Source organism: Corynebacterium sp. HMSC06C06 (assembly GCF_001807295.1).
Taxonomy (GTDB): domain Bacteria; phylum Actinomycetota; class Actinomycetes; order Mycobacteriales; family Mycobacteriaceae; genus Corynebacterium; species Corynebacterium striatum.
This window is the reverse complement of the sequence record NZ_KV788518.1, coordinates 97,698-123,664: the sequence shown is the minus strand read 5'-3', so window position 1 is coordinate 123,664 and position 25,967 is coordinate 97,698. Positions and strand designations below refer to the sequence as shown.

Annotated in this window: 29 protein-coding genes; 12 read left to right on the top strand and 17 right to left on the bottom strand. The window is 61.2% G+C overall.

What is annotated here, in order from left to right; translation table 11 throughout:
* Positions 1-33 precede the first annotated feature (33 nt).
* Both HMPREF3153_RS10990 and HMPREF3153_RS10985 read right to left on the bottom strand, forming a co-directional pair.
* The gene (locus HMPREF3153_RS10990) at positions 34-717 is read right to left on the bottom strand and encodes a hypothetical protein (protein WP_070420869.1); all 684 of its coding nucleotides are present in this window, start codon (positions 715-717) and stop codon (positions 34-36) included.
* Between the two features lie 597 nt (positions 718-1,314).
* Complete coding sequence (locus HMPREF3153_RS10985) at positions 1,315-2,490, bottom strand: acyl-CoA dehydrogenase family protein (protein ID WP_070420868.1); 1,176 nt, start codon at positions 2,488-2,490, stop codon at positions 1,315-1,317.
* A gap of 94 nt (positions 2,491-2,584) precedes the next feature.
* Between HMPREF3153_RS10985 and HMPREF3153_RS10980 the strand changes: the two genes are divergently transcribed.
* On the top strand, positions 2,585-3,142 hold the full coding sequence (locus tag HMPREF3153_RS10980) for a TetR/AcrR family transcriptional regulator (protein WP_046645159.1): 558 nt from the start codon (positions 2,585-2,587) through the stop codon (positions 3,140-3,142).
* 3 nt (positions 3,143-3,145) lie between these two features.
* On the opposite strand, the gene HMPREF3153_RS10975 is transcribed toward HMPREF3153_RS10980, so the two are convergent.
* A complete protein-coding gene (locus tag HMPREF3153_RS10975) occupies positions 3,146-4,207 on the bottom strand; it encodes a hypothetical protein (RefSeq protein ID WP_070420867.1) in 1,062 nt (353 codons plus the stop codon).
* A complete protein-coding gene (locus tag HMPREF3153_RS10970; RefSeq protein WP_256364744.1) occupies positions 4,200-4,709 on the bottom strand; it encodes an RNA polymerase sigma factor in 510 nt (169 codons plus the stop codon). Before HMPREF3153_RS10970 ends, HMPREF3153_RS10975 begins: the two co-directional genes overlap by 8 nt.
* Before the next feature lie 209 nt (positions 4,710-4,918).
* On the opposite strand from HMPREF3153_RS10970, the gene HMPREF3153_RS10965 reads away from it, so the two are divergent.
* Positions 4,919-5,959, top strand: a complete 1,041-nt coding sequence (locus tag HMPREF3153_RS10965) for a ribonuclease HI (protein ID WP_005528057.1) — start codon at positions 4,919-4,921, stop codon at positions 5,957-5,959.
* Positions 5,960-5,968: 9 nt separating this feature from the next.
* Here HMPREF3153_RS10965 and HMPREF3153_RS10960 read toward each other — a convergent pair whose 3' ends face one another.
* The 8 genes from HMPREF3153_RS10960 to HMPREF3153_RS10925 all read right to left on the bottom strand — a co-directional run bounded on the left by HMPREF3153_RS10960 (position 5,969) and on the right by HMPREF3153_RS10925 (position 12,934).
* Entirely contained in the window at positions 5,969-6,370 is a 402-nt protein-coding gene (locus tag HMPREF3153_RS10960) for a hypothetical protein (protein WP_046645163.1), read from the bottom strand.
* A 315-nt stretch (positions 6,371-6,685) separates the two neighbouring features.
* Positions 6,686-7,078, bottom strand: a complete 393-nt coding sequence (locus tag HMPREF3153_RS10955) for a hypothetical protein (RefSeq protein WP_053085486.1) — start codon at positions 7,076-7,078, stop codon at positions 6,686-6,688.
* Between the two features lie 104 nt (positions 7,079-7,182).
* Entirely contained in the window at positions 7,183-8,421 is a 1,239-nt protein-coding gene (galK, locus tag HMPREF3153_RS10950) for a galactokinase (protein WP_070420866.1), read from the bottom strand.
* Positions 8,414-9,505, bottom strand: coding sequence for a galactose-1-phosphate uridylyltransferase (gene galT / locus HMPREF3153_RS10945; RefSeq protein ID WP_070420865.1), 1,092 nt, complete (start codon positions 9,503-9,505; stop codon positions 8,414-8,416). The genes galK and galT overlap by 8 nt, the downstream gene beginning before the upstream one ends.
* Positions 9,505-9,786 (bottom strand): hypothetical protein, encoded by a 282-nt coding sequence (locus HMPREF3153_RS10940; protein ID WP_005528050.1) that lies wholly within the window; start codon positions 9,784-9,786, stop codon positions 9,505-9,507. Before HMPREF3153_RS10940 ends, galT begins: the two co-directional genes overlap by 1 nt.
* A 13-nt stretch (positions 9,787-9,799) precedes the next feature.
* Positions 9,800-11,455 (bottom strand): sodium:solute symporter family protein, encoded by a 1,656-nt coding sequence (locus HMPREF3153_RS10935; protein ID WP_005528049.1) that lies wholly within the window; start codon positions 11,453-11,455, stop codon positions 9,800-9,802.
* An 18-nt stretch (positions 11,456-11,473) separates the two neighbouring features.
* Positions 11,474-12,295 carry an aldose 1-epimerase family protein gene (locus HMPREF3153_RS10930; RefSeq protein ID WP_141740952.1) on the bottom strand — a complete coding sequence of 274 codons (822 nt, stop codon included), beginning with the start codon at positions 12,293-12,295 and terminating at the stop codon, positions 11,474-11,476.
* 168 nt (positions 12,296-12,463) lie between these two features.
* Positions 12,464-12,934, bottom strand: coding sequence for a YdcF family protein (locus tag HMPREF3153_RS10925; RefSeq protein ID WP_070420863.1), 471 nt, complete (start codon positions 12,932-12,934; stop codon positions 12,464-12,466).
* 30 nt (positions 12,935-12,964) lie between these two features.
* Between HMPREF3153_RS10925 and HMPREF3153_RS10920 the strand changes: the two genes are divergently transcribed.
* Positions 12,965-13,948, top strand: a complete 984-nt coding sequence (locus HMPREF3153_RS10920; protein ID WP_005528046.1) for a LacI family DNA-binding transcriptional regulator — start codon at positions 12,965-12,967, stop codon at positions 13,946-13,948.
* Between the two features lie 75 nt (positions 13,949-14,023).
* Here the strand turns inward: HMPREF3153_RS10920 and purE are convergent, their stop codons facing one another.
* Both purE and HMPREF3153_RS10910 read right to left on the bottom strand, forming a co-directional pair.
* Positions 14,024-14,524 carry a 5-(carboxyamino)imidazole ribonucleotide mutase gene (gene purE / locus HMPREF3153_RS10915; protein ID WP_005528045.1) on the bottom strand — a complete coding sequence of 167 codons (501 nt, stop codon included), beginning with the start codon at positions 14,522-14,524 and terminating at the stop codon, positions 14,024-14,026.
* Positions 14,525-14,533: 9 nt separating this feature from the next.
* Complete coding sequence (locus tag HMPREF3153_RS10910; RefSeq protein WP_070420862.1) at positions 14,534-15,751, bottom strand: 5-(carboxyamino)imidazole ribonucleotide synthase; 1,218 nt, start codon at positions 15,749-15,751, stop codon at positions 14,534-14,536.
* Here HMPREF3153_RS10910 and budA point away from each other — a divergent pair.
* The gene (gene budA / locus HMPREF3153_RS10905) at positions 15,737-16,456 is read left to right on the top strand and encodes an acetolactate decarboxylase (protein WP_046646521.1); all 720 of its coding nucleotides are present in this window, start codon (positions 15,737-15,739) and stop codon (positions 16,454-16,456) included. The genes HMPREF3153_RS10910 and budA overlap by 15 nt on opposite strands.
* On the opposite strand, the gene HMPREF3153_RS10900 is transcribed toward budA, so the two are convergent.
* Positions 16,453-16,893: a hypothetical protein gene (locus HMPREF3153_RS10900; RefSeq protein WP_005528042.1), complete on the bottom strand. Its 441-nt coding sequence runs from the start codon at positions 16,891-16,893 to the stop codon at positions 16,453-16,455. The genes budA and HMPREF3153_RS10900 overlap by 4 nt on opposite strands.
* Before the next feature lie 240 nt (positions 16,894-17,133).
* Between HMPREF3153_RS10900 and HMPREF3153_RS10895 the strand changes: the two genes are divergently transcribed.
* Positions 17,134-17,541, top strand: coding sequence for a DUF4956 domain-containing protein (locus tag HMPREF3153_RS10895; protein ID WP_052953218.1), 408 nt, complete (start codon positions 17,134-17,136; stop codon positions 17,539-17,541).
* Between the two features lie 106 nt (positions 17,542-17,647).
* Here HMPREF3153_RS10895 and HMPREF3153_RS10890 read toward each other — a convergent pair whose 3' ends face one another.
* Positions 17,648-18,478, bottom strand: a complete 831-nt coding sequence (locus tag HMPREF3153_RS10890) for a biotin--[acetyl-CoA-carboxylase] ligase (RefSeq protein ID WP_070420861.1) — start codon at positions 18,476-18,478, stop codon at positions 17,648-17,650.
* A gap of 116 nt (positions 18,479-18,594) precedes the next feature.
* Positions 18,595-18,870: a PC4/YdbC family ssDNA-binding protein gene (locus HMPREF3153_RS10885; protein ID WP_083281038.1), complete on the bottom strand. Its 276-nt coding sequence runs from the start codon at positions 18,868-18,870 to the stop codon at positions 18,595-18,597.
* Positions 18,871-19,201: 331 nt separating this feature from the next.
* On the opposite strand from HMPREF3153_RS10885, the gene HMPREF3153_RS10880 reads away from it, so the two are divergent.
* The 7 genes from HMPREF3153_RS10880 (at position 19,202) to treS (ending at position 25,690) form a co-directional block, all read left to right on the top strand.
* Positions 19,202-20,194: an ABC transporter ATP-binding protein gene (locus tag HMPREF3153_RS10880; protein WP_046646524.1), complete on the top strand. Its 993-nt coding sequence runs from the start codon at positions 19,202-19,204 to the stop codon at positions 20,192-20,194.
* Positions 20,195-20,355: 161 nt separating this feature from the next.
* Positions 20,356-21,645, top strand: coding sequence for an ABC transporter substrate-binding protein (locus HMPREF3153_RS10875; RefSeq protein ID WP_046646525.1), 1,290 nt, complete (start codon positions 20,356-20,358; stop codon positions 21,643-21,645).
* Between the two features lie 188 nt (positions 21,646-21,833).
* Entirely contained in the window at positions 21,834-22,790 is a 957-nt protein-coding gene (locus tag HMPREF3153_RS10870) for a carbohydrate ABC transporter permease (protein ID WP_070420860.1), read from the top strand.
* On the top strand, positions 22,790-23,611 hold the full coding sequence (locus HMPREF3153_RS10865; RefSeq protein ID WP_005528032.1) for a carbohydrate ABC transporter permease: 822 nt from the start codon (positions 22,790-22,792) through the stop codon (positions 23,609-23,611). The genes HMPREF3153_RS10870 and HMPREF3153_RS10865 overlap by 1 nt, the downstream gene beginning before the upstream one ends.
* Positions 23,611-23,979 carry a hypothetical protein gene (locus HMPREF3153_RS10860; protein ID WP_070420859.1) on the top strand — a complete coding sequence of 123 codons (369 nt, stop codon included), beginning with the start codon at positions 23,611-23,613 and terminating at the stop codon, positions 23,977-23,979. Before HMPREF3153_RS10865 ends, HMPREF3153_RS10860 begins: the two co-directional genes overlap by 1 nt.
* The gene (locus tag HMPREF3153_RS10855) at positions 23,979-24,164 is read left to right on the top strand and encodes a hypothetical protein (RefSeq protein ID WP_005528030.1); all 186 of its coding nucleotides are present in this window, start codon (positions 23,979-23,981) and stop codon (positions 24,162-24,164) included. Before HMPREF3153_RS10860 ends, HMPREF3153_RS10855 begins: the two co-directional genes overlap by 1 nt.
* Complete coding sequence (gene treS / locus HMPREF3153_RS10850) at positions 24,161-25,690, top strand: maltose alpha-D-glucosyltransferase (protein WP_070420858.1); 1,530 nt, start codon at positions 24,161-24,163, stop codon at positions 25,688-25,690. Before HMPREF3153_RS10855 ends, treS begins: the two co-directional genes overlap by 4 nt.
* The last annotated feature ends 277 nt before the right edge of the window (positions 25,691-25,967 follow it).

Here is a 25,967-nt window from a genome sequence, read left to right as displayed (position 1 = left end):
CCTTTACGGGGTAAAGGGACCACCTAGCGGGTTTTAGCCGGCCTTCTTACTCGTAAAGGGACCAGTAGACTGGGACCATCCTCGCTGTTGGGCAGCTTCCAGCGCCTGGCGCACCTCCCGCACGACACGGACTCTCTCCGTGAGCAGCTCCCGTGGGCTGTATCGCAGCACGATGAGGCCACGGTTCTGAATCAGCTTCTCGCGTCGTCGCTCCTCCACGATTGTTTGCTCGGCACTCTTGCCAAACGACGAACCGTCGTACTTGACGGCACCGTCGATCTCAATCACGACGGCGTCGTCAATGCATGCGTCTGCGCGGAAGTTCGGCGGGATGAAGTACTGCGCAACCACCTTCTCTCCCAGCTTTTCCGCGATGGCGATGCCTCGAAAGTAGGACTCGAAAGGCGATTCCGAATGCGCGATGGCGTGCTCAATCGCCTTCCGCGCCTGCGGGGCACCGTGCACGCGCCCCATGGCGGTCAGCGTGCGGCGCAGCTCCTCCTTCGTGGTGAGTTCCTTCGCGAGCGCCGAATCCATGGCAACGAGTCCCTCTTCGAAGGAATGGTGTCTTGCGATGTCGATGCACGCTCGTGCCACAGTTGTACAACGGGTGCCGAGCTGCTCGGAGACCATGTTGTCTGGCAGGTGCGTCTTGCGGTAATCGTAATCGGCTGGAATCTTCGTCTTGACTGGCAGCGATTTGGACTGCCTAGCCATTTCAATCTTTTCGCCGAAAGGCGGGAGGACCCAAAGGCCCCATAGCCTGGCTGCTGTTTTTCCTATCATGACGGCTTTGTGCACGCTTTTGCCTGCGGCAATCACTTTGAGGCGCTGGCGTTCGTAAGTGGGTAATTGCTCGAAGTAATCCCGCGGGGTTGCGACCCAGGGCGCTATTCGCAGAACCTCGCCATTGGCTATTTGCTCCCACACGTGGTGATCGTTGGACAGTGGACGTAAGTGAATGAGTCGTTGTGTTTGAGTCATACAACAATGTTCGCCAAGCGCGTGCGCCCGTGTCTAGAGTCAATTTTTTACCTGTGGATAACTCTACATTTGCGCAGCTAGGGAGAGTTGGCGCTTTCGAGTCGGTTTGCCGGCTGGCCCCTCAGCGGCTGGCCTCTTACTGGCGAATGGGCGGTTTCAGCTGCCGCGGTTTGGTCCTCCTCTAGTGGTCCCATTGGTTGGGTAGTTTTACGAGAACCGTCCCCCGCGCAATGGCTCCTAAGGGTTTCTTTACCCTCTAATGAAACCCAACCAATGGGACCAAACCCGGAGAGGGGTGAGCCGCACGTCAAGCGGGGCGCGGGCAGGCTGCTACTTGTAGGCCGAGAAACCCGTAATGACCTTGCCCATGATGAGGCTCTGCACGGTGTCGGTTCCCTCGTAGGTGTGCATGGCCTCAATGTCGGCAAAGTGGCGCGCGATGTCGTTTTCTAGCAGGATGCCCACGCCACCGAGCATGTCGCGGGCGTCGGAAGCAATGCGTCGTGCAGCGCGGGTGTTGTGCAGCTTCGCTGCGGAAGCCTGCGGCGGGGTGAGCGTGCCGGCCTCCTCGCGGGCGGCAACCTCGCGGCAGGTCAGCATCATCTGGTTGAGGTCCAGCACCATGTTGGCCAAGCGCTGCTGGATAATCTGCGCTTTTGCCAGCTCACGGCCGAACTGGACGCGCTCCATGACGTAGTTGCGCGCGGTTTCATAGCAAGCCACGGCTGAGCCCAACGCCATCCAAGAGACGCCGATGCGCGTTGCCGTCAGCACGCGGGAGACGTCCTTAAACGTTTGGCAGCCAGGCAACCGGTTGGAGGCAGGAATGCGGCAATCCTCCAAGACGATGTGCGCCTGGTGGATAGCGCGCAGTGACAGCTTGCCGACAATCACCGTGGCCGAGTAGCCCGGCGCATCCTGCGGAACGATGAAGCCACCCACGTTTCCGTCTTCCATACGGGCGTAAATCACGGTCACGCCACCGGAAGCACCGTTACCGATCCACTTCTTTTCGCCGTTGAGAACCCAGGAATCGCCGTCGCGGACCGCGGTAGTCTCCAGCGCAATGGAGTCAGAACCGTGCAGCGGTTCCGTCAGGCCAAACGCGCCGAGCAGCGAGCACGACGCCATCGCCGGCAGGTAGCGGGAGCGCTGCTCCTCCGAGCCCAACATCGCGATGGAGCGCATAGCCAGGCCGGCCTGCACGGCAACGACGGTGCCCATCGAGGCGTCGGCACGCGTGACCTCCATGAGTGCCAAACCCGCGCCGCGTGAGGTCATGGACTCGTGGCCAGGAACGTCAAGGCCGTCCGTCATGAGGTCGAGCTCGCCTAAGCGGCGCACTAGTTCGAGGGGATATTCGCTTTTCTCCCAATGCCCATTGATAACCGGCAGGCAATCCTCACGAAACGAGCGAGCACGTGCCCAGACCTCGGCATCTTGGGCGTTGATGCCGTCGAACACACCGAGGAAGTCAGTTGTAGAATCGAAGAGATTATTGGACATTTCAGGCCTCCGATATGAATCACTATTAGCCTGCTATTGTGATACACACCTCACCGCCTGTCAAGGAAACGTACCCAGCGAAAGGCACACCACCATGGCTAACCAGAAGCGCCGCGACCAAATCGCCACCGCCGCCCTCGACCTCTTTGACCAGCGCGGCTACCACGGCACCGGCATGGAAGACATCGCAAAGGCAGTGGGCATGCGGGCATCGAGCCTCTACAACCACTACAAGTCCAAGCAAGAGCTGCTCGCTGAGGTCACCGTCTCCGCCATGGAGGAACTCCTACGTGCCAACGCCGCGGCGCTCGCCGGGGTCACGGGTTCCGAGGAAAAAATCCTCGCCACGATGCGCGCACACGTCATCTTCCACGCCACCCACGCCAAGCGCGTCCGCGTAGTCAACAACGAGCTCAACAATCTCGAAGAACCCCACAAGTCCGTGGTCCTGCAGCTGCGCCGCGACTATGTGGCACGTTGGATGAACGTCGTCGACGAGGGCAGCTTCCAAGCCGAGAACCTCAAGATTGCCTGCTGGGCGCTCATCGACATGGGCATCGGCGTGGCCACGTGGTTTAGCCCCGATGGCCCGTACACCGCAGAGGAGCTCGGTGACATGTACGGGCAGTTCGCGCTCCGCCAGCTGACCTAGCCGCTACGCGCAGCCAATCTCCTCGACCTCTTCGTGGTCCGGGTAAATGACACGGATGCGCGAGTACACCTTGGCGTTGTAGCCACACGCTTCACGCTTGTCGACGACCACCCGCACCGGCGTCTGCTTAAACTTGCCCTCCGCACAGAAGGGGTCGCAGTCATTTTCCACGGCCGTACCCTCAGCCGTGGCCTCATCGGCGCCCCAGTTGGACCACTTGAGGTCCTTGACCAGGTAGTTGTTATCACCGCAGGCCAGCGAAATGCTGCCGGGGCCTTCCAGGCCGGTGACGGACACGCAGCCCAAGATGGCCGTGGCCTCCACGGTGGTGGTCACGTTGGGGCCGACCAGACCGACCACGCGGACCAGCTGGCCGGTTGCCGGAAGGATGGAGAAGCTGACGTGGTCAGCGTCGCGAATGACGCTGATGAGGCCGTCCTCTCCCACGCCGTCGTGGGAGCCCTGCGAGGCCGAAGCCAGGTCGTTGCCGTCGGTGGCGGCCAGAATGTCGTAGACAATCTTTTGCTGCGCGCTGCTCAAACCCGGCTGCAGCAGCAGCTGCAGCGCGCCGAGGGCGCGGTTGGGGAAACGATCCGCAAGAGCTTCCAGCCCAGCGCGGTCGGTGGCCGCCATGAGGTCTTCTGCGGGGATGACTGGCTGCGGGTCGAACCCTGGCAGCTCGCCTTGGGAGGAGATGTTCACGGTGCCGTCGACGCCCACCGAGTACTCGGTCGTGGCAGTAGACGAACCATCGGTGTCCACGCGCTTGAGGTACTCCTTTGAGGTCACGCCTTTGTCCGCGGCGTCGGGCTGCGCGGCGGCAGCCTCACCCGCGTGCGTGAGCACCTCCGCCACGGCGACCGGCTCGCTGTGGTTCACAAACGGGATGACCCCGCCGGCCAGAGCTAGGACACCGATGCCTGCGGCCACGGCCTTCCACGGCGTGCGTGACCCCGAATCGACAATGTCGCTGAGGACCGCCTCGGAGCGGGTAAGGGCGGCGTCGTCAAGCGCAGCGTCTGGCACCGGATTTGCGGCGCGCAATTGGGAAAGCGGATCAGTCATCGTGGCCTCCGGTGAGCTCGGAAAGGTGGGTGCGGGCGCGGTGCAGGCGCACGCGGACGTTGTTAGGGGTGATGCCGAGGACCTCGGCGATCTCGGCCTGCGTGAGCTCCTCCCAGGCGAAGAGAGTGAGGATCTCGCGCTCGGCATAAGGAAGATGCAACAGGGCGCGGTTGATGTCGAGGGACAAGTCAACGGCGGCGGATTCGTCGGGAAGAGCACCGTCGAAGTCGTCGAGGTTTTCGAACTCGCGGCGCGAGCGATAGAACTCGCGCATCACGTTGCGTGCGATGCCATAGAGCCATGGCAGCGGGTTCTCCCCTGTCAGGGTGTCGAAGTTGGCCCAGGCGCGCTCGAAGACATCGGCAGCCAGCTCCTCAGCGTGCTCCTGCGGCACGCGACGCCGCAAAAACGCCAAGACGGCAGGATAATGCGCGCGAAAGTGCCGGGAGAACTCCCGCTTTCGCGCGCCGGGCAAGGTTAAGACGGACAAATAAAACTCCACGAGCCTGCTGGAACATACTTCACATAGAGTATGTTGCAGCAGGCTCGGAATTATTACAGACTAGTGCGCGACTTTTTCCTTAACCGGAATTTTCGCAGGTTGTACCGGTTCTGCGGTGTCAGCGACTGCGGTACGGCGAGCCACCGCGGCGAAAACGGCACCGGTGACGTTGTGCTCGGTGTCGGACGCAGATGGTTTACTAGTAGACGATGGAACCGCTCGAACTCAGCGCACTCACCGGCACGCAGTCCCGTACGTATGGCACCCGGAAGATCACCGACTCTATGGTGAACGCACCGGTCCATGTGGCGATCGCACTGTGGGACGAGCGCTGGGACTCCGCGCCGGGCGGCACTGTTGATGGCTGGGTCATCGCAGTAAACACCAGGCAGACCCGGTTCATACGCAAGGGCCAGACCAAGAGTGGCGACGTGGTGGAGATTGCCATCCGCGAGTTCGAGAAGGCCACGAAGAACCTGAAGGGCCGAATCTGGATTGTCACGGGGCGCCGGCAAAATACGCTGCGGTCGGCGCTAGAACGGCGCGGCTATACGGTGACGGGCAGCTTTGCGGAGGAAAATAGGGCGTCGAAAAGCGCGAGCTCTGTGCGCCGCAAGGAAGCGGGCCTGACCGCACGTAAGGCCAAGAAGTTGGGCGAGGCGCCACGGAAGAAAGAGGCCACGCAGGTAGAGACCCCGAAGGCACATTGGTGGCCGAACTTCTCGCAGGCGTCATCATGGCCGGAGGGCGCCACGGTGCGCATTGCTACCGACGCCTCCTCCGACACCGTTTTCAAGGGCTCCATGTGCTTCGTGGCGGGCAATGGCGACTACCGGCTGCGCACCCGCGAGACTAAGGCGGGTACTGACGAGCTCGAGCTGGAGTCGCTGACCTTGGCGCTGAAGTACCTGCTCAAGGTGGGTGCAAAGAAGGCGATTATTGAAAGCGACTCGGTCGCGGCGCTCGAAGCGGTGGAGCAGTTGCGCAATAAGCAGTCGAAGGCGGTGCGCTCGCGGCGGACGTGGCGCGGAGTTACGTCAGGTGCGCGGTCGCGTTTCCAGCAGGCCTGGAACGACGTCGAGGGCGAATGCGAGGTGGAAATCCGCCGCGTGCTTGGCCATGCGGGCGATCCGCTCAACCGCGCGGCGGACCAGATTGCGTACATGGGGCTGCGTGCGATTGCGCATCCGATGAAGCAGTCGCGGGCCACGCTGCAGGAGGGCATTACCAAGGCGCTGGCCAAGCTTTAGGCTTAGCCGCTAAAAGATGATCCGGCAGGCAAACGCCACCGCCCACACCAACAGCCAACGGCGTTTGTGCAGCTCATTGCGATAGATGGCGGACATTAACAGGTACCACGCCGACGGGATGATAAAGAAAAGACTGGTTCCTGGGTCCGCGCTAAAGTCAGTAAATCCGACTAAAAGGAAAAACGCTGACAGGCCAGCTTTCCACCAAGAAAACGGGTAAACCTTGCCGTCCGCCTCTGCTGGCTCTGGCTCGTTAGTTTTGGTTTGAGCTGGTACGGCTTCGCTTGGCTCGTCTACTGGCGCTGGTTGGAAAGACTGCGCTGGTTGCGGTTTTGCCGCGTCCGCAAACGGATTGCCAGGTGCGTCTGCGAGGGGTTCCTCGAAGGGGTTATTGGCAAAAGGATTGGTCATAGCACATAGGATAGCGCCGACTGTTTTACGCGAGTTCATGTAGCCGGGCAATGGGTTTTGGACCTGCGTTTGTGGGGCTGTTTTCGACGCTTTCGTGTTGGTCCCCCTCTACGGGTTTCCCTCTAATGGTCCCTTTACGAGTAGCGTTGGCGACCAATACGGCCCATTGGGTTTCATTACCCCCTAAAGAAACCCAACCAATGGGAGCCAACCAATGGGACCAGTCTGGGACGTGCGGAAACCTCAGGCGGAACCGCAGGCGAAAAGGGCCAGAGCGGAGGCCAGAGGCGAGGATGCTCCAGGCCGCGCGGGGCGCTAGTGGCCGCCGTTTCCGCCGGACGCGAAGGTGAAAGTATCGGTCTCACCGGAATCGCAGGTCACGGTGTAGGTGTGGTAGCCGTCGGCAGGACCGGGGCCGATGTTGTCCGGCGCGGTTACGTAACCCACCAGTTGACCGAGGTCAGCCGCCGGCGACATCACCGTCGTCGCACCCCACGACGTGGTCAGGTTCGCGCGAGTGCCCGGGCAGTTTGCCGCAATAAGCAGCTCCTGGCCCGGCTTGAGCTGACCGTCAACAGTACTGGTCAGCTGGGTGCCAGCGGTGGTCTTCGCATCCTCGCTGAACGGGTTGAAGCCGGTAGCAACTGCAGCGCCACCACCAGCCAAAATAGCGCAAGCGGCGGTAGCAGCAACGAGGGTCTTTTTCATGATGACTCCTTAACTAGGAAGTTGATGTTCACCTAGTTAGTTGCACTACCGCCGCGTTTATTACAGGCGACCAGAAAGTTTTTCCAGCCACCAGTTGGCCGGGCTTATCCGGCGATTCGGCGCGCGCCGTCGCCAGGGCTGGCCACAAGGAAGGTCGGCGCCGGGAAGCCGCGCTCAGCCGCGGCAGCAGCAATTGCCTCCGCCGTCGACTCCACATCGGCACGCTTGACCAGCGCAATCACCGCGCCACCGAAACCGCCCCCAGTCATACGCGCGCCCACCTCACCGGCCGCCGCGAACGCGCAGTCCAGCTCCGGCGTGGTGACCTCGTACTGGTCGCGCAGCGAGATGTGGCTATCGCGCATGAGCTCCCGGAAACGGTCAAGGTTGCCGGCCTCCAAGTCGGAGGCAGCTTCCAAGGTGCGAGCGGTCTCCTCCACGACGTGGGCGACGCGGCGCTTAACGACGCCCTCATCCTCCCCCGCTTCCCTCGCCCACCGGGTGGCGGCCGCAACGGCATCGGGAATATCGCGGATAGTTCCGCCGCGGGCCCCAGAGTCCGCCAATGCAAACTGAACCGCGTCGATGACGCCACGGCGGGAGGCATACTGGCCGTCGTTCAAAGTGTGAGGGGCGTTGGTGTCTGCGATGAGCAACACCATGTCGCGCTCCGCGATGTTAAACGGCACGCGGCGCACCTCACCCGTGGAGAAGTCCAAGACGAGCGCCTTGCCCTTCTGCCCGAAGAGGCTCGCATTCTGGTCCAAGCCACCTGTCGAGGCACCGACGACCTCGTTCTCGGCGCGCATGCAGGCGAGAACCAGGCGGGTGCGGGCGGCGTCGTCAGGCGCGTGCCCTGTCGAAAGCTCGTAGGCCGCCACCGCCACCGAGCATTCCAACGCCGCGGAGCTGGAGAGGCCGGAGCCTACCGGAACGTCGGAGACAATCGCGATGTCGAGGCCCTCGCAGGAGGCGATGACGCCGTCCTCGAGGCCCGCCCACACGGCGCCGGCGACGTAGCCCGCCCAGGCGTCCGGGGTGCCCGCGGCCCAACCCGGGCCAACCTCCTCCAGAAAAACGTCCACGCGGTAGACCTTGCCGCCGAACTCGGAGGCAATCCGCAGTTGGCCGTCCTCGCGTGGGGCCACGGCCACGGCCGTGTTCTGCTCCAGCGCGAAAGGGATCGAGGCGCCACCTGCGTAGTCGACGTGCTCGCCGATGAGGTTCACGCGGCCCGGCGCGGCCCAAACCCCGGCAGGCTCCGCGGAGAAGTTGGAGCGGAAGAGTGCGATCGCGGCGTCGGCAAGCGCGGCGTCGGAGCGAGTGGAAATCCAGTTAAGCATCCCACACCTCCTTGAACCGGGCGGCGATGTGCTCCGGGGTGGTGTCGTTGATCCACACTGCCTGCGCGGACTCCGAACCGGCGAGGAACTTCATGCGGTTCGGCGAGCGCATCAGCGAAAACAGCTGCAGGTGCATGCGCACGTCCCCGCGCAGCGTAGGGTCGGCCGGCGCGAGGTTCCAACCAGCGATGTACGGGGTCTTTTCCACGCCGTCGAAGAAACGGTCCACAGCGATATACAGCTTCTTGAGCAGGGCGGCGAGGTCGTCGCGCTGGGCGTCGGAAAGCTCGGTGAAATCCGCCGCGTACTCGTTGGGCATGACCATCGCCTCAAGCGGCCACTTCGCGGCAGCCGGGACGAACGCGGTGAAGTGCTCGGTCTCGGCAATGATGCGGGTGCCCGCTGCGCGCTCCTTGTCCAGGATGTCCTGGAAGAGATCGCCCTCGTAAGCCTGCGAGGAAGCCACGATGGACTTCATGCGCGGCGAGAGGAACGGATAGGAGTAGATCTGGCCGTGCGGGTGCTGCAGCGTCACGCCGATTTCGGCGCCGCGATTCTCAAACGGGAAGACCTGCGCCACCTCAGGCAGCGCAGACAGCGCCGAGGTGCGGTGCGCCCACGCCTCGATGACGGTGCGAATGCGGCTCACAGGCAGATCCTTGAAGCTCAGCTCCGGGGCAGAAGTAAAGCACACGACCTCGCAGCGGGCCTTCGCCGGCAGGCGCGGGACCAGGCCCATGCCGTCGACGTCGTCCTCGTAGTCCTCCATCCCCATCGCAAAGGAGGGAAAGCGGTTTTCAAAGACCACCACGTCATAAGACGGCGACGGGATCTCCGTGGGCAGCTGGCCCGGCAGGGTCGGCGCGAGCGGGTTCTCGTTGGCCGGGGGCATGAATGTGCGGTTCATGCGGTGGGCGGCAAAGGCCACCCAGTCCCCGGTCAGCGGGTCGCGGCGCATCTCCGAAGCCGGTGTGACTTGCGGGAGTTCGCGGCTGTCTTCCAAGACGCGGTCGGTGTGTGGGGTGTCGTCGAAGTAGATGATTTCGCGGCCGTCGGCAAGCGCGGCTTTGGTGATCTCTAGCATTACTTGGCCTCCGCCAGCTTCGACTCGTCGATCTTGGAAGGGTCAACGATGATGGGACGCAGCTTGGCCCACAGCATGAAGGCTACTGCGACGACCAGCATGGCGACGCCGGCCCAGAGGTTGTCGGAGGATTCCTTCGGCAGGCCCGTGTCCGGATTGACGCCTGGGTCGAGGGCGAAGGAGCAGACTACGAGGACGATGCCGTAGATGCCCAGGAGCGCACCGATCACGTTGCGCAGGTCAAAGGCACCCGCGTGCTGAGGTGAAGTCTTGGTTGTCATGATTGATGCTCCTTTAGGCGAAGATGACGTTCAGGCCGACGGCAATAACCAGGCAGATGACGCCCAGCGGGACGGTCTGCTTGTACCACGGCAGGTTCTTCTCGGTGTAGTCCTCGAAGTGGTCCTTCGGGGTAACCGAGGATACGAAGCCGACGAGCTCTTCGTCTGGCTTGGGCTGGGTAAACATGGTGACGATGACGGAGACGATGATATCCACCGTAAAGGCCACGCCAGCGGCCACGAATGCCGTGCCCTGGCCAGGAAGGTTGAAGATGGAAGCCGTTGCGTCGGTAAAGGTTGCGATGTACCAGAAGGTAATTGCAGATGCGGTACCTGCAACCAAGCCGGACCAACCGGCGTGCGGAGTCATGCGCTTCCAGAACATACCGAGGATGAACGTTGCGAACAGCGGGGCGTTGAAGAAGCCGAACAGCGTCTGCAGGTAATCCATGACGTTGCCGAAGTTCTGGGCCAAAAGGGCGGTAAAGACGGCCACGCCGGTGGCGACGACGGTCGCGATGCGGCCGAACTTCAGGTAGTAGTCATCCTCGCGGTCCTTGACCACGTAGGTCTGCCAGATGTCATAAGAAATAACGGTGTTAAAGGCCGAGATGTTTGCGGCCATGCCAGCCATGAAGGAGGCCAGCAGGCCAGCGATGGCCACGCCGAGGAGGCCGTTCGGAAGAAGGTCGCGCATGAGCAGCAGGATGGCGTCGTTTGGCTCAGCGCGCTCTTCCATGAGGTCAGCGACGGAAACGGAAGCCACCATGCCCGGGATAACCACGAGGAAGGGCACGAACATCTTCGGGAAAGCGCCGATGATTGGGGTCTTGCGGGCTGCGGAGATGGACTCCGAAGCCATGGCGCGCTGTACCTCGACAAAGTTGGTGGTCCAGTAACCGAAGGAGAGGACGAAGCCCAAGCCCAGTACGATACCGATGACGGACCAGACTGGGTTCTCAAAGCCGGAAATGTCTGTGCCCGGCCAGGTGTGGAAGTGGGATTCCGCAATAACGGAATCCTTCAGGCCCTGCCAGCCGCCGACGCGGTTGAGGCCGATGATGGTCAATGGTGCCAGAGCAGCAACGATGACGAAGAACTGTAGAACCTCGTTGTAGATGGCTGCGGACAGGCCGCCCAGGGTGATGTAGGACAAAACGATGAGGCCAGCGACAAGGAGCGCGACCCACATCGGCCAGCCCAGCAGGGCTTCAACGATGGTGGCCAGCAGGTACAGGTTCACACCGGCGATGAGCAGCTGTGCCACGGCGAAGGAAATCGCGTTGACCAGGTGTGCCGCGTTGCCGAAGCGCCTGCGCATGAACTCCGGCACGGAACGCACCTTGGAGCCGTAGTAGAACGGCATCATCACGATGCCTAGGAAGACCATGGCCGGGATGGCGCCGATCCAGAAGTAGTGCATGGTCTGGAAACCGTATTCCACGCCATTTGCAGACATACCGATGATTTCCACCGCACCGAGGTTCGCAGAGACGAACGCCAGGCCAGTCACCCAAGCCGGCAAACCGCGGCCCGAGAGGAAGAAGTCAATGGAGGAGGAAACGCGGGCTTTTGCAGCCCAGCCAATTCCCAAGACAAAGAGGAAGTACAAAGCAACGAGCAGATAATCCACCCAGGTTGCGTCGAGTCTCAATACTGAAGGTTCCATTTCAAGAGCTTTCTTTTATTAGATTGCGCTCAAGCGAAGCTCGTAGGCAATCGGTTGATGTGCGTTGAGAACGGCCACGTCTGTGCCGCTACGCAGTGCGTTTGGCGGAGCGCTCATGGGCTCCACCGCCAGGGCACGCCCGCGCCCTGGGTAATCTGCCGGAGTGTACATCTGGACCCAATCCAGCCCCTGCCCCATCTCTAGGCGCACGCCCTTGCCCGCCGAGACATACTCTGCGGTCAGTGGTCCATGCCCGTGGAAGCAGTCATCCCATTCCACTTCGGCAATGCGCTGGCGCTTGACGACGACCTCTTCTACCTCACCCGTCGGCAAGTTCCGGGCGTCCAGCAGGTGGTGCTCGGTGACGGGGAGGGTCAGTTCGGAGGCGTCGGCAGCCGCGCCGCGTGCCGAGAGATAGGTGTGCAGGCCGAACGCGAACGGGGCGGGCCCTTCGGCGCTGGCCTCGAAGTGGGCGGATAAGCCGGCTGCGTCGAGGGTGTAGGTGGCTATGAGTTGGGTAGGCCACGGCCACGGTTCCTCGATGCGGGTGGTGAGTTGCACGCGGTCGGTGGCGTAGTAAACCAGATCCCAGGCTGCGTCGAGGACGAAGCCGTGGTTTGCGTTGTTGCGCTCGGGCTCGTTGACGGGGACTAAGTGCTCAGTCCCGCGCCAAGTGAAGCAGCCGTCTTCTGTGCGGTTTGGCCATGGTGCAAGAACCACGCCGGCGCACATCGGAGGCAGGCCGTCGTAGGTTTCCACAAGGGGTTCGCCGTTGTAGGTCAGCGCCTTAATGCCGCCGCCTAGGCTGGCGATTTCCGCCATGTATGCACCGTGTGCCATTCGGTACACAGGTGCAGAGCTGCTCGGGCTAGCCGTTCTGGTCATAACCTATTGCCCTTTCTTCCGTGTGTAACTCACTACGGGTTTTAGGTTAAGTCGCAGCTCAAGGGCCAGTCAATCGTTTGCATAAACTTGCATAGTGATATCCCTGAAATCTACTTTTAGGTGCTACTGGTCATACACAGCAGCGCAAATCCTCCGCCAAATGATGCGCGCGGCCGAATGCGGGGTGGCCAAGACTTCGCGCAGATAGTTCTCCGGCTTCAGCTCCCACGGCGTAAAGGCAGAGTGCACGCGCACGGGAATTCCCAGGTGCCACGACCACAGCTTGGTCCGCAAGGCATGAAAGTCACTGGTGACCACATCAAAGTAGGGCGCGCGGTACAGCGCGAGGGAGTTCTCCAAATTTTCGTTGGTACTCGTGGCGTTGGGCTCGACGATGATTTTCTCGGCTGGCACTCCCCTGCCAATGAGATAAGCCTCCATCACCTCGGCTTCTCCGCGTCCGGACACGATGATGTCCTGCCCGCGCCACAGCAAAAATGCGCGCTCAAGGCGACGCTCGAGCATAGGACCTGGCACGCCGCCTTGGACGCGAGCTCCCAATACCAACAGGGGGACTAAGATAGGTCCGGACATAAAGCACGAGCTTAATCCAGGAAGGACACCGTGGCCACACCGACTCTGAAGGACCTCGCCGCGGCCACAGGAGTGTCCATCTCCACGGTCTCGCGCGCATTGGCCAACCATCCGGCCATTTCGCAGGCCACCACGAAAAAGGTCAAAGACGCCGCGGAAAAGCTCGGCTACCGCCCAAATGCCCAGGCCCGCGCGCTGCGCGGCTCCCGCTCCGACGCCATCGGTGTGGTCATCCCCAACCTTGCCGACCCATACTTCGCGCTCATCGCCGCCGCCATCGAGGCCGAGGCCGAACGCGAGGGAATTGCCGCAATCATGACCACGTGTTCGGAATCCCCGGAGCGCCTGGCCAAGGCTCTCGATGCCCTGACCTGGCGCCAAGTCGACGGCATCATCACCGTCCCCGTCGAAGGTGCAGAGGCCGCTCTCAACGAGGCCGCGAAGTCCCGCCCGCTTCTGCTCATTGACCGCGAGCTAGCCCCCTTCCCTGCCGTGGCCTCCGATCCACGGCCCGGCATGTTCGCCGCGCTGACCCAGCTGCGCCAGAAGGGCCACGAGCGCATCGGCTACATCCCGGGGCCTCAACAAACATCCACGGGCCGGCAGCGACTCAAGGTTTTTCGCGGCGCGACCAGCGAGTTCAGTACCTTCTATGCGCAGGGTGGCTATCGCCGCAAGGACGGTTACGTCGGAGCGCTGGAGCTCTTTGAAAAGGACGTCACGGCTATCGTCGCGGGCGATTCCATGATGACCGCCGGTGCACTGGAGGCCTGCTACAACGCGGGCAAGCGTATTGGTACGGATATCGCATTGGTCGGATTCGACGACCTCAACTTCTTCCGCCTGCAGCCGGTCCCCATTTCTGTGGTGGACCAAGATATGGCGGCGCTTGGCCGCCTAGCGGTACAACAACTGACCGCGGCCATCGCGCACAACGCCACCCCCACGGGCGTCAAGGTCCCGACAACCTACATTCCCCGCGTCTCGACTGCCGCGCGTTTGACCAAGAGCTAGCCGACTGCCGCACGTTTGACCGAGAGCTGGCTCTACGATCAAACGTGCATTTACTGCAGGAGGCAATCGCGGCCCCTACTCGCCGAGAAGCTTCGCGCGCAGGTTCGCGTCCTTCTGTTCGACCTCGGCGGCCATGTTCTCTTGGTACTCTGCCATCTTCTGCATCAGGGCAGGATCGCCAGCACCGAGGATGCGCACGGCCAGCAGGCCGGCGTTCTTTGCGCCGCCGATGGACACGGTCGCAACCGGCACGCCGCCCGGCATCTGCACGATGGACAGCAGCGAGTCCATACCGTCGAGCTCCTTAAGCGCACGCGGGATGCCGATAACCGGCAGCGGAGTAGCCGCCGCAACCATGCCCGGCAGGTGCGCCGCGCCGCCCGCACAGGCGATGATGGCCTGCAGGCCACGCTCGTGCGCGGACTTGGCATAAGCCAGCATCTTCTCCGGGGTGCGGTGCGCGCTGACCACGCCCACCTCGAAAGGCACGCCGAACTCCGCGAGCACCTCGGCTGCGGGTTTGACGGTGGGCCAGTCGGAATCGGAGCCCATAATCAGACCAACCTGCGGTTCCATAAAATCTCCTTAAGCTTCGGCCCACTCAGCGTGGACGAGGAAGTGTGCGGCATCGGCAGCGATGCGGCGGGTTTTAGCCACATCCGTGCCCACGACGTTGACGTGGCCAATCTTACGGCCGGCGCGATAGTCCTTGCCGTACAGGTGAATCCTGGCCTGCGGGTAGCGCTCCATCACTTCGCGCACGCGCTGCCGCATCGGCATTTCTGGGTCGGCAGGGCCGCCCAGCACGTTGGCCATGACGGTGATAGGCGCCAGCGGATCGGTAGCGCCCAGCGGCAGGTCCAAGACCGCGCGCAGGTGCTGCTCAAACTGCGAGGTTACTGAGCCATCCTGGGTCCAGTGGCCGGTGTTGTGCGGGCGCATGGCCAGCTCGTTGACGGCGATGTCTTCACCGGCATCAGCATTAAACGCGAAGAGCTCAACCGCCAAGACGCCCGTGACGCCGAGCTGCGCGGCCACGAGTTCGCCGACCTTAGCAGCACGCTCTGCCAGCTCAGGGCTCAGCCCCGGCGCGGGGGCGAAAGCCTCGGCGCAGATACCGTCGCGCTGCACGGACTCGGTGATCGGCCAAGCCTTCACTTCGCCGGAAGGGCGGCGGGCAACGAGCACGGAAAGCTCGCGGGTCAGCGTGACCTTCTCCTCTGCCATGAGGGGTGTGCCCGCATCAAGCAGCTTGGCAACCAATGACTCCAGCTCATGCGCTTCAGGGAACCACACGCCGTGGCCGTCGTAGCCACCGCGGCGGGCCTTCAGGCACACACGGCCCTCAACGAGTCCGAAGAAGTCCAGCGCATCTGCCACGGTTTCAATCGCGGCAAAACGCGGGACTGGTGCACCCAGCTCCGCGAGCTTCTGGCGCATGAGCAGCTTGTCCTGCGCGTACAACAGTGCAGAAGGCTGGGGCTGGACATTGTATCCGGCGTCGATAAGCGCCTGCACATGCTCGGTAGGCACGTGCTCGTGCTCGAAAGTCAGGCCGTCCGCGTCCTGGGACGCGCCGACGAGAGTGTCGTAGTCGTGGTAATCCCCCAGGACAACGTCCGGGATGACCTGCGCTGCGGACTGCTCGCCGGAGGAGGCGAGGATGCGCAAATGGATGTCTAGCTCAGCGGCTGCCGGCTGCAACATGCGTGCGAGCTGGCCGTCGCCAAAAACGGTAACGATGGGCTTTGCTTGTTGACTCACCTGTCCAATACTAGCCTTAAGGCTATGATCGTCCGGCATACTATCTTCCAAAACTCCCTCATGACGGCCCTTCTCGACGGCATCTATGACGGTGAGATGACCATCGGCGAGCTACTCGGCAAGGGTAACTTCGGCATCGGCACGTTCGACGCCCTCGATGGCGAGATGATCATCCTCGACGGCGTGTGTTACCAGCTGCGCGGCGACGGAACTGCCACCATCGCGGACCTGGACCAAGGAACGCCCTTTGCGGTGGCTACGAACTTTGTGCCGCGCATCAAGGTCGAGGCGCCGCAGGGCATGCTGCGCTCCGAGCTTTCAGCTTTCGTGGATGAGATTCAGCCCTCCGCGAATTACATGTATGCCGTGCGAATCTCGGGCCGCTTCCGCTCGGTGACCACCCGCACCGTGGTCAAGCAGTCCAAGCCCTATCCCCCAATGGCCGAGGCCGTGGGCGGCGATAAGGAGCTGCACTTCACCGATGTCGAGGGCATCATCGGCGGCTTCCGCACTCCGGTCTTTGAAAAGGGAATCTCGGTGCCGGGCTGCCACGTGCACTTTATCGACGTCGATCGCACCTCCGGCGGACACGTCCTGGACTACGTTGTGGACCACGCCACCATCGAGCTATGCCCCGGCACCGACCTCGAAATGCGCCTGCCGCTGACCCAAGAGTTTGGCCAAGCCAACCTGGCTCCTGAGGATCTGGACCACCAGCTGCACGCCACAGAGGTTAAGAATTAGAAGAGCTCCTGCTCGTTGAGGATCTCCTCCACGCGCTTGGCCTTGGGGATGGAAGGGAAGTACATCGGGCGCTCGTAGCCGTGGATAGCGAGGGAGATGCCGCCGCGGCGGCGTCTAGCGCCGCGAATATCCCGCAGTGGGATCGAGTCCACGTGGCTGCCCTCGCGCGCGATGACGCGCAGGTTGGTCACGATGAAGCGCCGGCGCCGCGTGCGGTACAGCGGCAGGCCAAAGCGCCAGAGGGAAAGTACCGCCCACAGGCCCACGATGCCGTTGCGAAGATTGACGTCAAGGCCATAAGAATCCGCCCAGCCGATGGCCATCCAGGCCAGGCCGGTGATGAGGATGAGCTCGAGAAATGGGAAAAGGAGCGCACGGTACGGCGCGGTCATATCTACGCGGACGACTTCACCGCGGCCCATCTTCATCAATCCCATAGGGGTGCATGATACCCGCAGGAGGCGACGGCGTCGGCAAGCATGGCGTAGGTGGGGCCAAAGCATTCCGGAGCGGGAACTTGCAGGAGCCCGCCCCCCCACAGGAACCATTCAGCGAACTCTCGGGCTAACTGTGCGAAGACTTCACACCTAATCCCACATTTTCAAAAGCTTTCCCACAATTTGGTCTTCGATACTCGTCTCCGACAGCACACCACTGATTGAAGAGGAGATCCCCTTATGACCACCACCGCGCTCATGATGGCCGTCGACATTGCCGCCATCCTCACCCTTGTTTTCGCTGTATACTTCCCCCGCCACCACCGCGCTGACCTTGTCGTTGCCTTCATCGGCGTCAACATCGGTGTGCTCGGTGTCTCCACGATGCTCACCTCCGCGGAAGTCTCCATGGGCATCGGACTGGGCCTGTTTGGGGTGTTGTCCATCATCCGCCTGCGGTCCTCGGAAATCTCGCAGCGCGAAATCGCCTATTTCTTCGCCGCCCTCGCGCTCGGCCTCATCTGCGGCCTGTCCACTGCCCTCAACCCGGTGACCATCGCAGTGGTGGTCATGCTCGTCGCAGCGCTGGCGCTGGCCGACTCCACCCGCCTGTTCGGTGACTACATCAGCCAGGAGGTTGCTAAATAGACACAATTTGCCAAATAGGAATGCCTACCACGCTCTGGGGCGGGCCTTATTTGGCAAATTGTGCTTTAATACGCCCCGCCACTCCACGCGGCGCGGTAACGAGTCGCTACTGGACCGGGCGCAGGTGCGTGACGTCGCCGGCGGAGTAGTACTCGCCGCCGACGTTGATGCGTCCGTCGTCGGCGATGCTTTCGACGACACCGACGACGTCGCCAGTCGGCGCCTCAAGACGAACTTCCTGGCCGATGGAAGAACAGACCTTGCGGTAGTCAGCCATCAGCTGTGGATCCTGGTTCTCCCACTGGGTGATGCGGCGGCGCAAGTTCTTCAGTAAAGCAATTGCCAGCTCGGTGCGGTCGGTGTCGCGGCCTTCGAGGGCCAGGGACGTGGCCTTCTCGATGGGCAGCTGCTCGCGGGTCAAGGTGACGTTCAGACCCATGCCCACGACAACGCGTGCAGACAGCGTAGCTCCTGCTTCGGTCTTCGGGGCGACCTCAGCCTTGTTAACCTCCGCCTTATTAAACTCAGTCTTCGGCGCGGACTTGAAGGCAGCGCCCACTGGGCCAGCTTCGGCGAGAATGCCGCAAAGCTTGTTGCCGTCGATGTGGACGTCATTTGGCCACTTAAGCACGGAGCCCTCAACCGTATCGGTGACCGCCAAACCAGAAGCAAGCGGCAAAGTGCCGAGGTACTCAAGGGTCTCGGGAAGGATGAGCACCGAAAGAATCAGCTGTGAACCCGCCGGGCTAACCCAAGTACGGCCCAAGCGGCCTTTGCCGGAGACCTGCTCGTTGGCCAACAGCACGGTGCCATCAGCGACGTTTTCCGCCTGCATGAGGTCCGTGTTGGTTGAACCGGTCTGCTCTACGTAATCAATTACAGCGAAGTCATCAGCTAGCGCGGTACGAATGCGTTCAATATCAAGTGGAGCTGTCATGCCACCGAGATTACCCGCCACCTAAAAGCAGCCCCGGCTGACACTAGCTAATGCGCATAACCACCCCGCCCACACTAGAACCAGCCAGGCTTATCCAGGATTTCCTGCTTGCCCTTTTAATCAAGACAGGTGGTCAACACCGCCTGCGGCAGGGCTTTTTCTACCTGCTCAGGGGATATAGTTATGCCGCGCTGCCCCGGCAACCATTCGACGGTGTCCTTAATGAGGAGGTCATGCGTCCCACGCAGATCGCCCTGCAGTGAGTCGCCGTTTCCTTCCATAGCCACCGTGTAGCGAATTCTCGGGTCTACCCACTCGCATACCCATTGCCCGTACTCGGTAACCTCAGCATCGGAAAGCTGAAGGCCCGCAGTATTCAGACTGTCTTTCATTAATGCAGTGTCGAACTTGCCGTGGTTTTCTAAATAGTCGCGGACCCCGGCAGCTTCAGCTTGCTCACCGAAGATATTGCTGAAAGTGGTGTCGCGTGGTGCTGAATTTGATGTAGTTTCCGGTCTTTCCGAAACAGACGCGCGCCTGACGTTTCCGCGTTCGGAGCCTGTTCATCCGCAGCTCCAACGGCATTGTTAGTGGTAAACGAAGCCGCGTTATCTACGGTATCGGCACCAGAACAGCCGGCTACGAGCAGAGCTAGGAGTGGAGCAAGCTTTTTCATAGCGCCGACCAGCATAGGCTATTTAACGGGGGTGCTAGTGTAGGCGCATGGCAAAGGTCACTTTTGAGAAGGTCAACATCACCTACCCCAACGCCGCCCAGCCCACGGTCAAGGACCTTGACCTGGAAATCGCAGATGGTGAGTTTCTGGTGCTCGTCGGCCCATCCGGCTGCGGAAAGTCCACCACCCTGCGCTCCTTGGCAGGTCTTGAGCCGACCTCCAGCGGCCGCATTCTCATCGACGATAAAGACGTCACCGGCCTCGAACCAGGCGAGCGCGATATCGCCATGGTCTTTCAAAATTATGCCCTCTACCCGCACCTTTCCGTAGCTGAGAACATGGGCTTTGCCCTCAAGCTCGCCAAGCTGCCTAAGGATGAGATTAAGAAAAAAGTCGACGAGGCCGCAGCCACCCTCGGCCTGACCGAGTACCTCGACCGCAAGCCGAAGGACCTCTCCGGCGGTCAGCGTCAGCGCGTAGCCATGGGCCGCGCCATCGTGCGTAATCCCAAGGTCTTCCTCATGGATGAGCCGCTGTCCAACTTGGACGCGAAGCTACGCGTCCAGACCCGCTCGGAGCTCGCCAGCCTGCAGCAGCGCCTGGGCACCACCACCGTCTACGTCACGCACGACCAAGTCGAGGCCATGACCATGGGCGACCGAGTGGCTGTACTCAAGGACGGCGTCCTGCAGCAGGTCGCTCCCCCACGCGAGCTCTACGACGCCCCCGTCAACGAATTCGTCGCTGGCTTCATCGGCTCGCCTGCCATGAACATCTTCAACTACAACGAAGGCCGCATCGGCGTTCGCCCAGAGGACATGCTCATCACAGAAGCCCCGACTGATATCTCCGGCATCGTTGACATCGTCGAGGAACTCGGCGCTGAGTCTTATGTCTACGTCACCGTTGGCAACCAGCGTTTCGTCGCCCGCGCAGATAAAGCACACACTCCACAGCGCGGCGACAGCGTACATCTATCTTTCGACCCGAATAAAGCGCATCACTTCGACCCCGAAACGGGCGAACGCATTAACTCCTAATAAGACGTTGGGGGTGGATCTCACCCCCGACCGCGTCTTTCTACTGGGACTTTCGGAAAAAATAACGGTCTCAGACCGGGAAATAAGTCAAACCCCCGCGCGATGTGCTCGTTTTAACTTATTTTTAAGTCACCAGAAGTTTTCCGAAAGGTGAAATGCCCATGAAGAAGTCCGTACTTCGTTCCAGCCTCCACACCGCCCGCAAGGGCGCCGTTGTCACCACCGCTGCTCTCGCGCTGGTATTGGCAGGCTGCTCATCCTCCTCTGACGAGGGTTCCTCCGATTCCGCATCCAGCGGTTCCGCCGACGGCGCTGACGGCCGCGGCCCCATCACCTTCGCGATGGGTAAGAACGACACCGACAAGATCCAGCCGGTCATCGAGAAGTGGAACAAGGAGCACCCTGACGAGAAGGTCACCCTCAAGGAGCTCGCCGGTGAGGCAGACGCTCAGCGCGACACCCTCGTACAGTCCCTGCAGGCTGGCAACTCTGACTACGACGTCATGGCACTCGACGTCGTCTGGACCGCAGAGTTCGCCGCAAACCAGTGGCTCGCTCCGCTGACCGGCGATCTGGAGGTTGACACCTCCGATCTACTCGAGTCCACCGTTGAGTCCGCTACCTACAACGACACCCTCTACGCTCTGCCTCAGAACACCAACGGCCAGCTCCTCTTCCGCAACACCGACTTGGCTGACAAAGCACCAGAGAAGTTCGACGACATCAAGACTGCTTGCGAGGCGCTCAAGGAGGACACCTCCTGCCTGACCACACAGCTCAAGCAGTACGAAGGCCTGACTGTAAATACCGCAGGCTTCATGGAGGGCTGGGGCGGCTCCGTTCTGGCTGACGACGGCACTCCTTCCGTAGACTCGGCTGAGTCCAAGGCTGGTCTGCAGGCGCTTGTCGACGCTTACAAGGACGGCGTCATCTCCAAGGATTCCACCGCCGCTACCGAGGAGGAGACCAACCTGGCCTTCACCGAGGGCAAGACCGCTTTCGCCATCAACTGGCCGTACATGTACACCAACGCTGAGGATGAAGGTGTGAAGTTCGAGGTCCAGCCGCTGGTAGGCAAGGACGGCGTTGGCGTTTCCACCCTGGGTGGCTACAACAACGGCATCAACATCAACTCCGAGAAGAAGGCCACCGCGCTGGACTTCATGAAGTTCATCATCAACGAGGAGAACCAGAAGTCCTTCGCTGAGGCTTCCTTCCCGCCGGTTCTGGCTTCCGTCTACGACGATGCTGCCCTCATCGAGCAGTTCCCGTACCTGCCAGCTCTCAAGGAGTCCCTGGAAAACGCCGCACCGCGTCCGGTCTCCCCGTTCTACACCGCAATCTCCAAGGCTGTTCAGGACAACGCTTACGCAGCGCTGACCGCTGACAAGTCCGTGGATGACGCAACCAAGGACATGAAGGCTGCTATCGAGGCTGCTTCCCAGGGCTAAAAGACCAGTCCCTTTTAACTAGGTTCTCTTTTAGATAGAGAGCTGAGAATGCGGGGCGTGAGTGAGCTTGTGTGCTCACACACGCCCCGCATTGTCTTTGATGTCCGGCACACCCGTTAAACTCTTAGCCAACCTGATCACTTACTGCAGAAAGGCGTCCCAGCGTGGCAGTAACAACTCCCACAGCCATGAAGCGCAAGCAGAACCTCAATGCCGCGGGCCTTATCGCACCGGCACTGATTGTGCTAGCCGTTGTTATCGGCTACCCCATCCTGCGTGCTGTCTGGCTTTCTTTCCAGGGAAATCGCCACTTGAACCCCAAAACGGGCATTTTCGAGGAAGGCGGCTTCGCCGGCCTTGAGAACTACCTGTACTGGATCAATAACCGTTGTGTTTCTGGCACCGGGCAGATCTCGCAGTGCCCTCCTGGCGTTATCGCCACGGACTTCTGGCCGGCGCTAAAGATTACGCTGTTCTTCACCGTGGTCACCGTGTTGTTGGAGACCATCCTCGGTATGTTCATGGCCATCATCATGAATGGTGAGTACAAGGGCCGCGGCCTTGTCCGCGCGGCAGTGCTGGTGCCGTGGGCTATTCCTACGGCTGTGACGGCTAAGTTGTGGCAGTTCATGTTCGCCCCAGATGGCATCGTGAACTCCCTGCTGGGAACCCATATTTCTTGGACCACGGACCCGTTCTACGCCCGTCTTGCCGTCATCATCGCGGACGTGTGGAAGACCGCCCCATTCATGGCCCTGCTCATCTTGGCTGGCCTGCAAATGATTCCGCGGGACGTGTATGACGCCGCGCGTGTCGACGGCGCGAGCCGCATCCAGACCTTCTTCAAGATCACGTTGCCACTGGTGCGCCCCGCCCTCATGGTGGCTATCTTGTTCCGTACCCTCGACGCACTGCGCATGTACGACCTTCCGGTCATCATGATCTCGGCGTCGTCTAACGCGCCCACTGCCACCATCTCCCAGCTGGTGGTTGAGGATATGCGCCAAGGCAACTTCAATTCTGCCTCGGCACTATCGACTCTCATCTTCTTGCTCATCTTCCTCGTTGCCTTCATCCTGGTTCGCTTCCTGGGAGCTGATGTCTCCGGCAATGAGCGGCGCTCGAATAGGAAGGCGGCCCAGTAATGAAAAAGTTCGGACACTACGCCGGCATCATCTTCATCATGTTCTGGGGCTTGGCCCCCTTCTACTGGATGGTCGTAACGGCACTGCGGCACAAGGACCACACCTTCGACACCACCCCGTGGCCGACCCACGTCACCATGGAAAACTTCCAGGACGCACTGGCCACTGACAAGGGCAACAACTTCTTGGCGGCACTCGGCAACTCGCTGGCCATCTCGTTGGCCACCACCGCCATCGCCGTAGCAGTGGGTGTCTTCACCGCCTACGCGCTGGCCCGCTACAACTTCCCTGGCAAGGGAATCGTCACCGGCATCATCCTGGCGGCTTCGATGTTCCCTGCCATCGCATTGGTCACCCCGCTGTTCCAGATGTTCGGCAACCTGGACTGGATCGGCACCTACCGCGCCATGATCATCCCGAACATCTCCTTTGCACTGCCGTTGACGGTCTACACGCTACTGAGCTTCTTCCGTCAGCTTCCATGGGAACTGGAGGAAGCCGCTCGCGTCGACGGCGCCTCGCGCGGCCAGGCCTTCCGTCTCGTACTGTTGCCGCTCGCTGCCCCGGCGCTGTTTACCACCGCCATCATCGCATTCATCACTACGTGGAATGAGTTCATGTTGGCTCGTCAGCTCTCCAACGACTCCACTGAACCAGTAACCGTGGCCATCGCACGCTTCTCCGGCCCCTCGGCCTTCGAGTACCCGTACGCCGCCACCATGGCAGCAGGTGCACTCGTGACCATTCCGCTCATCATCATGGTTCTCATCTTCCAACACCGCATCGTGGCCGGCCTGACCGCCGGAGGTGTCAAGGCCTAATGCTGAAGCACCTGGGAGTTATCGCAGCGGCTGCAAGCATGGCATTGGCCGGCACTGCGTGCACACCATCTCAAGAGGAGGAAAGCACCGCAGTGGAACGAAGCGAAGCCGTCGGCGCACCCGCCCCCGTCATCTTGAGACCCGCGGAGCTTTCGGGGCAGACCATCGATCTAAAGCTCGGCGAAAACCTCGTCATCACCGAATCCAACGGGCTCACCGCAGAAGTCAGCAATCCTGAGGTCGCCGAATTTACCCCAGCACGTACCGACGGTACCACGGAGTTCAACGCCGGGTTTGCCGCTCTCAAGAAGGGCGTGACCAGCGTGAAGCTCTCGGACGGAACCGCTTTTAACCTCAAAATCAGCTAATGCGCCACGCACTTTTGTGGGACACTGCCCTAGGATTCGTCGGCTTTTTCGCCTTTCTCGCCATCGCACAAGCAATTCTCAATCTCTTCCAACCCGAGCCCGCCATCTGGCCGGGGATTCTCGCCGCTGTGCTCTGCGGTATTGAATACCTCCTGTGGCGCGCCAAAAGAAAGGACCTCAGATGAGTTGGTACCAGAACGCCATCTTCTACCAAGCCCTCGTTGGCTCTTTCAAAGACTCCGGCGCCACCGGGAATCCCGAGGCAGCCGGTGGCAAGGGCGTGGGCACGCTCCAAGGCATCATTGAAAAGCTTGACTATCTAAAGTGGCTCGGCGTCGATTGTCTCTGGCTTTCGCCTTTCTATGCCTCCCCGCTCAAAGATGACGGCTACGACATCGCGGACTACTACTCCATCCATCCCGATTACGGCACCATGGAGGACTTCGAGCAGCTCATCTCTGAGGTTCACAGCCGCGGCATGCGGCTCATGACTGACCTCGCGCTCAACCACACTTCCTCCGAGCACGAGTGGTTCCAGGCCTCCCGCCGCGATCCCGAAGGCCCATACGGTGACTACTACGTGTGGGGCGACGATCCAGACCGCTATCCCGAAATCCGCATCATCTTCACCGACGTGGAAGATTCTACGTGGGCCTGGGATGAGGTGCGCCAGCAGTACTACTTCCACCGCTTCTACTCGCACCAGCCGGATCTCAACTACGACAACCCCGCGGTGCACGAGGAAGTCTTCAACATCGTGCGCTTCTGGATGGACAAGGGCCTGGACGGCTTCCGCTTGGACGCAATCCCATACCTCTACGAGCGCGACGGAGCGGGCGGCGAATCGCTGCCCGAAACCCTCGAGTTCATTGAGAAGCTGCGCACTTTCGTTGACGAGAACTATCCCGAGGCTGTCATGATCGCCGAGGCCAACCAGCCTCCGGCGGAGACCATGGAGTTCTTCGGCAAGGGCAACCGCGTGCACATGGTGTTCAACTTCCCGCTGATGCCGCGTTTGTACGAGGCGCTTGCGCTTGGCGACGCCACCCCCATTTACAACATCATGGAGGAGACACCGGAGCTGCCCGAGGGCTGCCAGTGGGGCACCTTCCTGCGCAACCATGACGAGCTCACGCTGGAAATGGTGAACGAGTCGCGTCGCGAGTTGATGTACCACCATTACCTGCCGGATGACGAGATGCGCGCGCACGTGGGCATCGCTAGGCGCTTGGCTCCGTTGCTGGGAAATGACCGCCGCAAGATTGAGCTGTTTTACTCCCTGTTGCTGACCATGCCGGGCTCGCCTTTCCTCTACTACGGGGATGAGATTGGCATGGGCGATTCGCCTGCCCTGCCAGACCGCGACGCAGTGCGCACCCCTATGCAATGGGAACCTGGCGACGGCGCCGGGTTCACCACTGCCCCGCACCCGCGGCGCCCCATCGTGGGCGGCACGAAGGTTAACGTGGCGGAGCAAAAGGATGACCCAACCTCCTTGCTCAACACCGTTCGCGAACTCATTGCACAGCGCAAGGCTTTCCCGGAGTTGGCCACTGCCCCCTTCGAGGCTGTCGAGACCGGCGAGGCCGGCATTCTTGCGTTCCAGCGTGGCAGCTTGTTGTGCCTGCACAACTTCACTGAGGAATCCGTGGATCTGGGTCCGGTCGAGTTAGGCCCATACGGCTACGCGTGGTTGCCTATTGAGGCTTAACCAGAGTCCTAATTAGGAAAGGTCAGTTGGGGTGGAGTCCTCACTCCACCCCTTTGGTTAACGGCAGGTTAACGCGAGGCGTATACCGCGGAAATCTTCACTAAAGGTAATTGGGTTAATGAATTAGTTAGCGCACATAAACCACAAAACCCCAGTTCACGACTAAACCCCAAGATTAGGAAGAGAATTGCAAGGGGTCTACGCTAGACCCTTGGTAGCTCGATTTGTGGTTGCGACACTGCTTAATTTTCAAAGCAAAGTCTTAACCCGTCTCAAA

Excerpts from the sequence above, each read along its gene's own strand:
- HMPREF3153_RS10990 (WP_070420869.1), bottom strand. The coding sequence starts at position 717 with ATGGCTAGGCAGTCCAAATCGCTGCCAGTCAAGACGAAGATTCCAGCC.
- HMPREF3153_RS10985 (WP_070420868.1), bottom strand. The coding sequence starts at position 2,490 with ATGTCCAATAATCTCTTCGATTCTACAACTGACTTCCTCGGTGTGTTC.
- HMPREF3153_RS10980 (WP_046645159.1), top strand. The coding sequence starts at position 2,585 with ATGGCTAACCAGAAGCGCCGCGACCAAATCGCCACCGCCGCCCTCGAC.
- HMPREF3153_RS10975 (WP_070420867.1), bottom strand. The coding sequence starts at position 4,207 with ATGACTGATCCGCTTTCCCAATTGCGCGCCGCAAATCCGGTGCCAGAC.
- HMPREF3153_RS10965 (WP_005528057.1), top strand. The coding sequence starts at position 4,919 with ATGGAACCGCTCGAACTCAGCGCACTCACCGGCACGCAGTCCCGTACG.
- HMPREF3153_RS10960 (WP_046645163.1), bottom strand. The coding sequence starts at position 6,370 with ATGACCAATCCTTTTGCCAATAACCCCTTCGAGGAACCCCTCGCAGAC.
- HMPREF3153_RS10955 (WP_053085486.1), bottom strand. The coding sequence starts at position 7,078 with ATGAAAAAGACCCTCGTTGCTGCTACCGCCGCTTGCGCTATTTTGGCT.
- galK (WP_070420866.1), bottom strand. The coding sequence starts at position 8,421 with ATGCTTAACTGGATTTCCACTCGCTCCGACGCCGCGCTTGCCGACGCC.
- galT (WP_070420865.1), bottom strand. The coding sequence starts at position 9,505 with ATGCTAGAGATCACCAAAGCCGCGCTTGCCGACGGCCGCGAAATCATC.
- HMPREF3153_RS10940 (WP_005528050.1), bottom strand. The coding sequence starts at position 9,786 with ATGACAACCAAGACTTCACCTCAGCACGCGGGTGCCTTTGACCTGCGC.
- HMPREF3153_RS10935 (WP_005528049.1), bottom strand. The coding sequence starts at position 11,455 with ATGGAACCTTCAGTATTGAGACTCGACGCAACCTGGGTGGATTATCTG.
- HMPREF3153_RS10930 (WP_141740952.1), bottom strand. The coding sequence starts at position 12,295 with ATGGCACACGGTGCATACATGGCGGAAATCGCCAGCCTAGGCGGCGGC.
- HMPREF3153_RS10925 (WP_070420863.1), bottom strand. The coding sequence starts at position 12,934 with ATGTCCGGACCTATCTTAGTCCCCCTGTTGGTATTGGGAGCTCGCGTC.
- purE (WP_005528045.1), bottom strand. The coding sequence starts at position 14,524 with ATGGAACCGCAGGTTGGTCTGATTATGGGCTCCGATTCCGACTGGCCC.
- budA (WP_046646521.1), top strand. The coding sequence starts at position 15,737 with ATGATCGTCCGGCATACTATCTTCCAAAACTCCCTCATGACGGCCCTT.
- HMPREF3153_RS10910 (WP_070420862.1), bottom strand. The coding sequence starts at position 15,751 with ATGCCGGACGATCATAGCCTTAAGGCTAGTATTGGACAGGTGAGTCAA.
- HMPREF3153_RS10900 (WP_005528042.1), bottom strand. The coding sequence starts at position 16,893 with ATGGGATTGATGAAGATGGGCCGCGGTGAAGTCGTCCGCGTAGATATG.
- HMPREF3153_RS10895 (WP_052953218.1), top strand. The coding sequence starts at position 17,134 with ATGACCACCACCGCGCTCATGATGGCCGTCGACATTGCCGCCATCCTC.
- HMPREF3153_RS10890 (WP_070420861.1), bottom strand. The coding sequence starts at position 18,478 with ATGACAGCTCCACTTGATATTGAACGCATTCGTACCGCGCTAGCTGAT.
- HMPREF3153_RS10885 (WP_083281038.1), bottom strand. The coding sequence starts at position 18,870 with ATGAAAGACAGTCTGAATACTGCGGGCCTTCAGCTTTCCGATGCTGAG.
- HMPREF3153_RS10880 (WP_046646524.1), top strand. The coding sequence starts at position 19,202 with ATGGCAAAGGTCACTTTTGAGAAGGTCAACATCACCTACCCCAACGCC.
- HMPREF3153_RS10875 (WP_046646525.1), top strand. The coding sequence starts at position 20,356 with ATGAAGAAGTCCGTACTTCGTTCCAGCCTCCACACCGCCCGCAAGGGC.
- HMPREF3153_RS10870 (WP_070420860.1), top strand. The coding sequence starts at position 21,834 with ATGAAGCGCAAGCAGAACCTCAATGCCGCGGGCCTTATCGCACCGGCA.
- HMPREF3153_RS10865 (WP_005528032.1), top strand. The coding sequence starts at position 22,790 with ATGAAAAAGTTCGGACACTACGCCGGCATCATCTTCATCATGTTCTGG.
- HMPREF3153_RS10860 (WP_070420859.1), top strand. The coding sequence starts at position 23,611 with ATGCTGAAGCACCTGGGAGTTATCGCAGCGGCTGCAAGCATGGCATTG.
- HMPREF3153_RS10855 (WP_005528030.1), top strand. The coding sequence starts at position 23,979 with ATGCGCCACGCACTTTTGTGGGACACTGCCCTAGGATTCGTCGGCTTT.
- treS (WP_070420858.1), top strand. The coding sequence starts at position 24,161 with ATGAGTTGGTACCAGAACGCCATCTTCTACCAAGCCCTCGTTGGCTCT.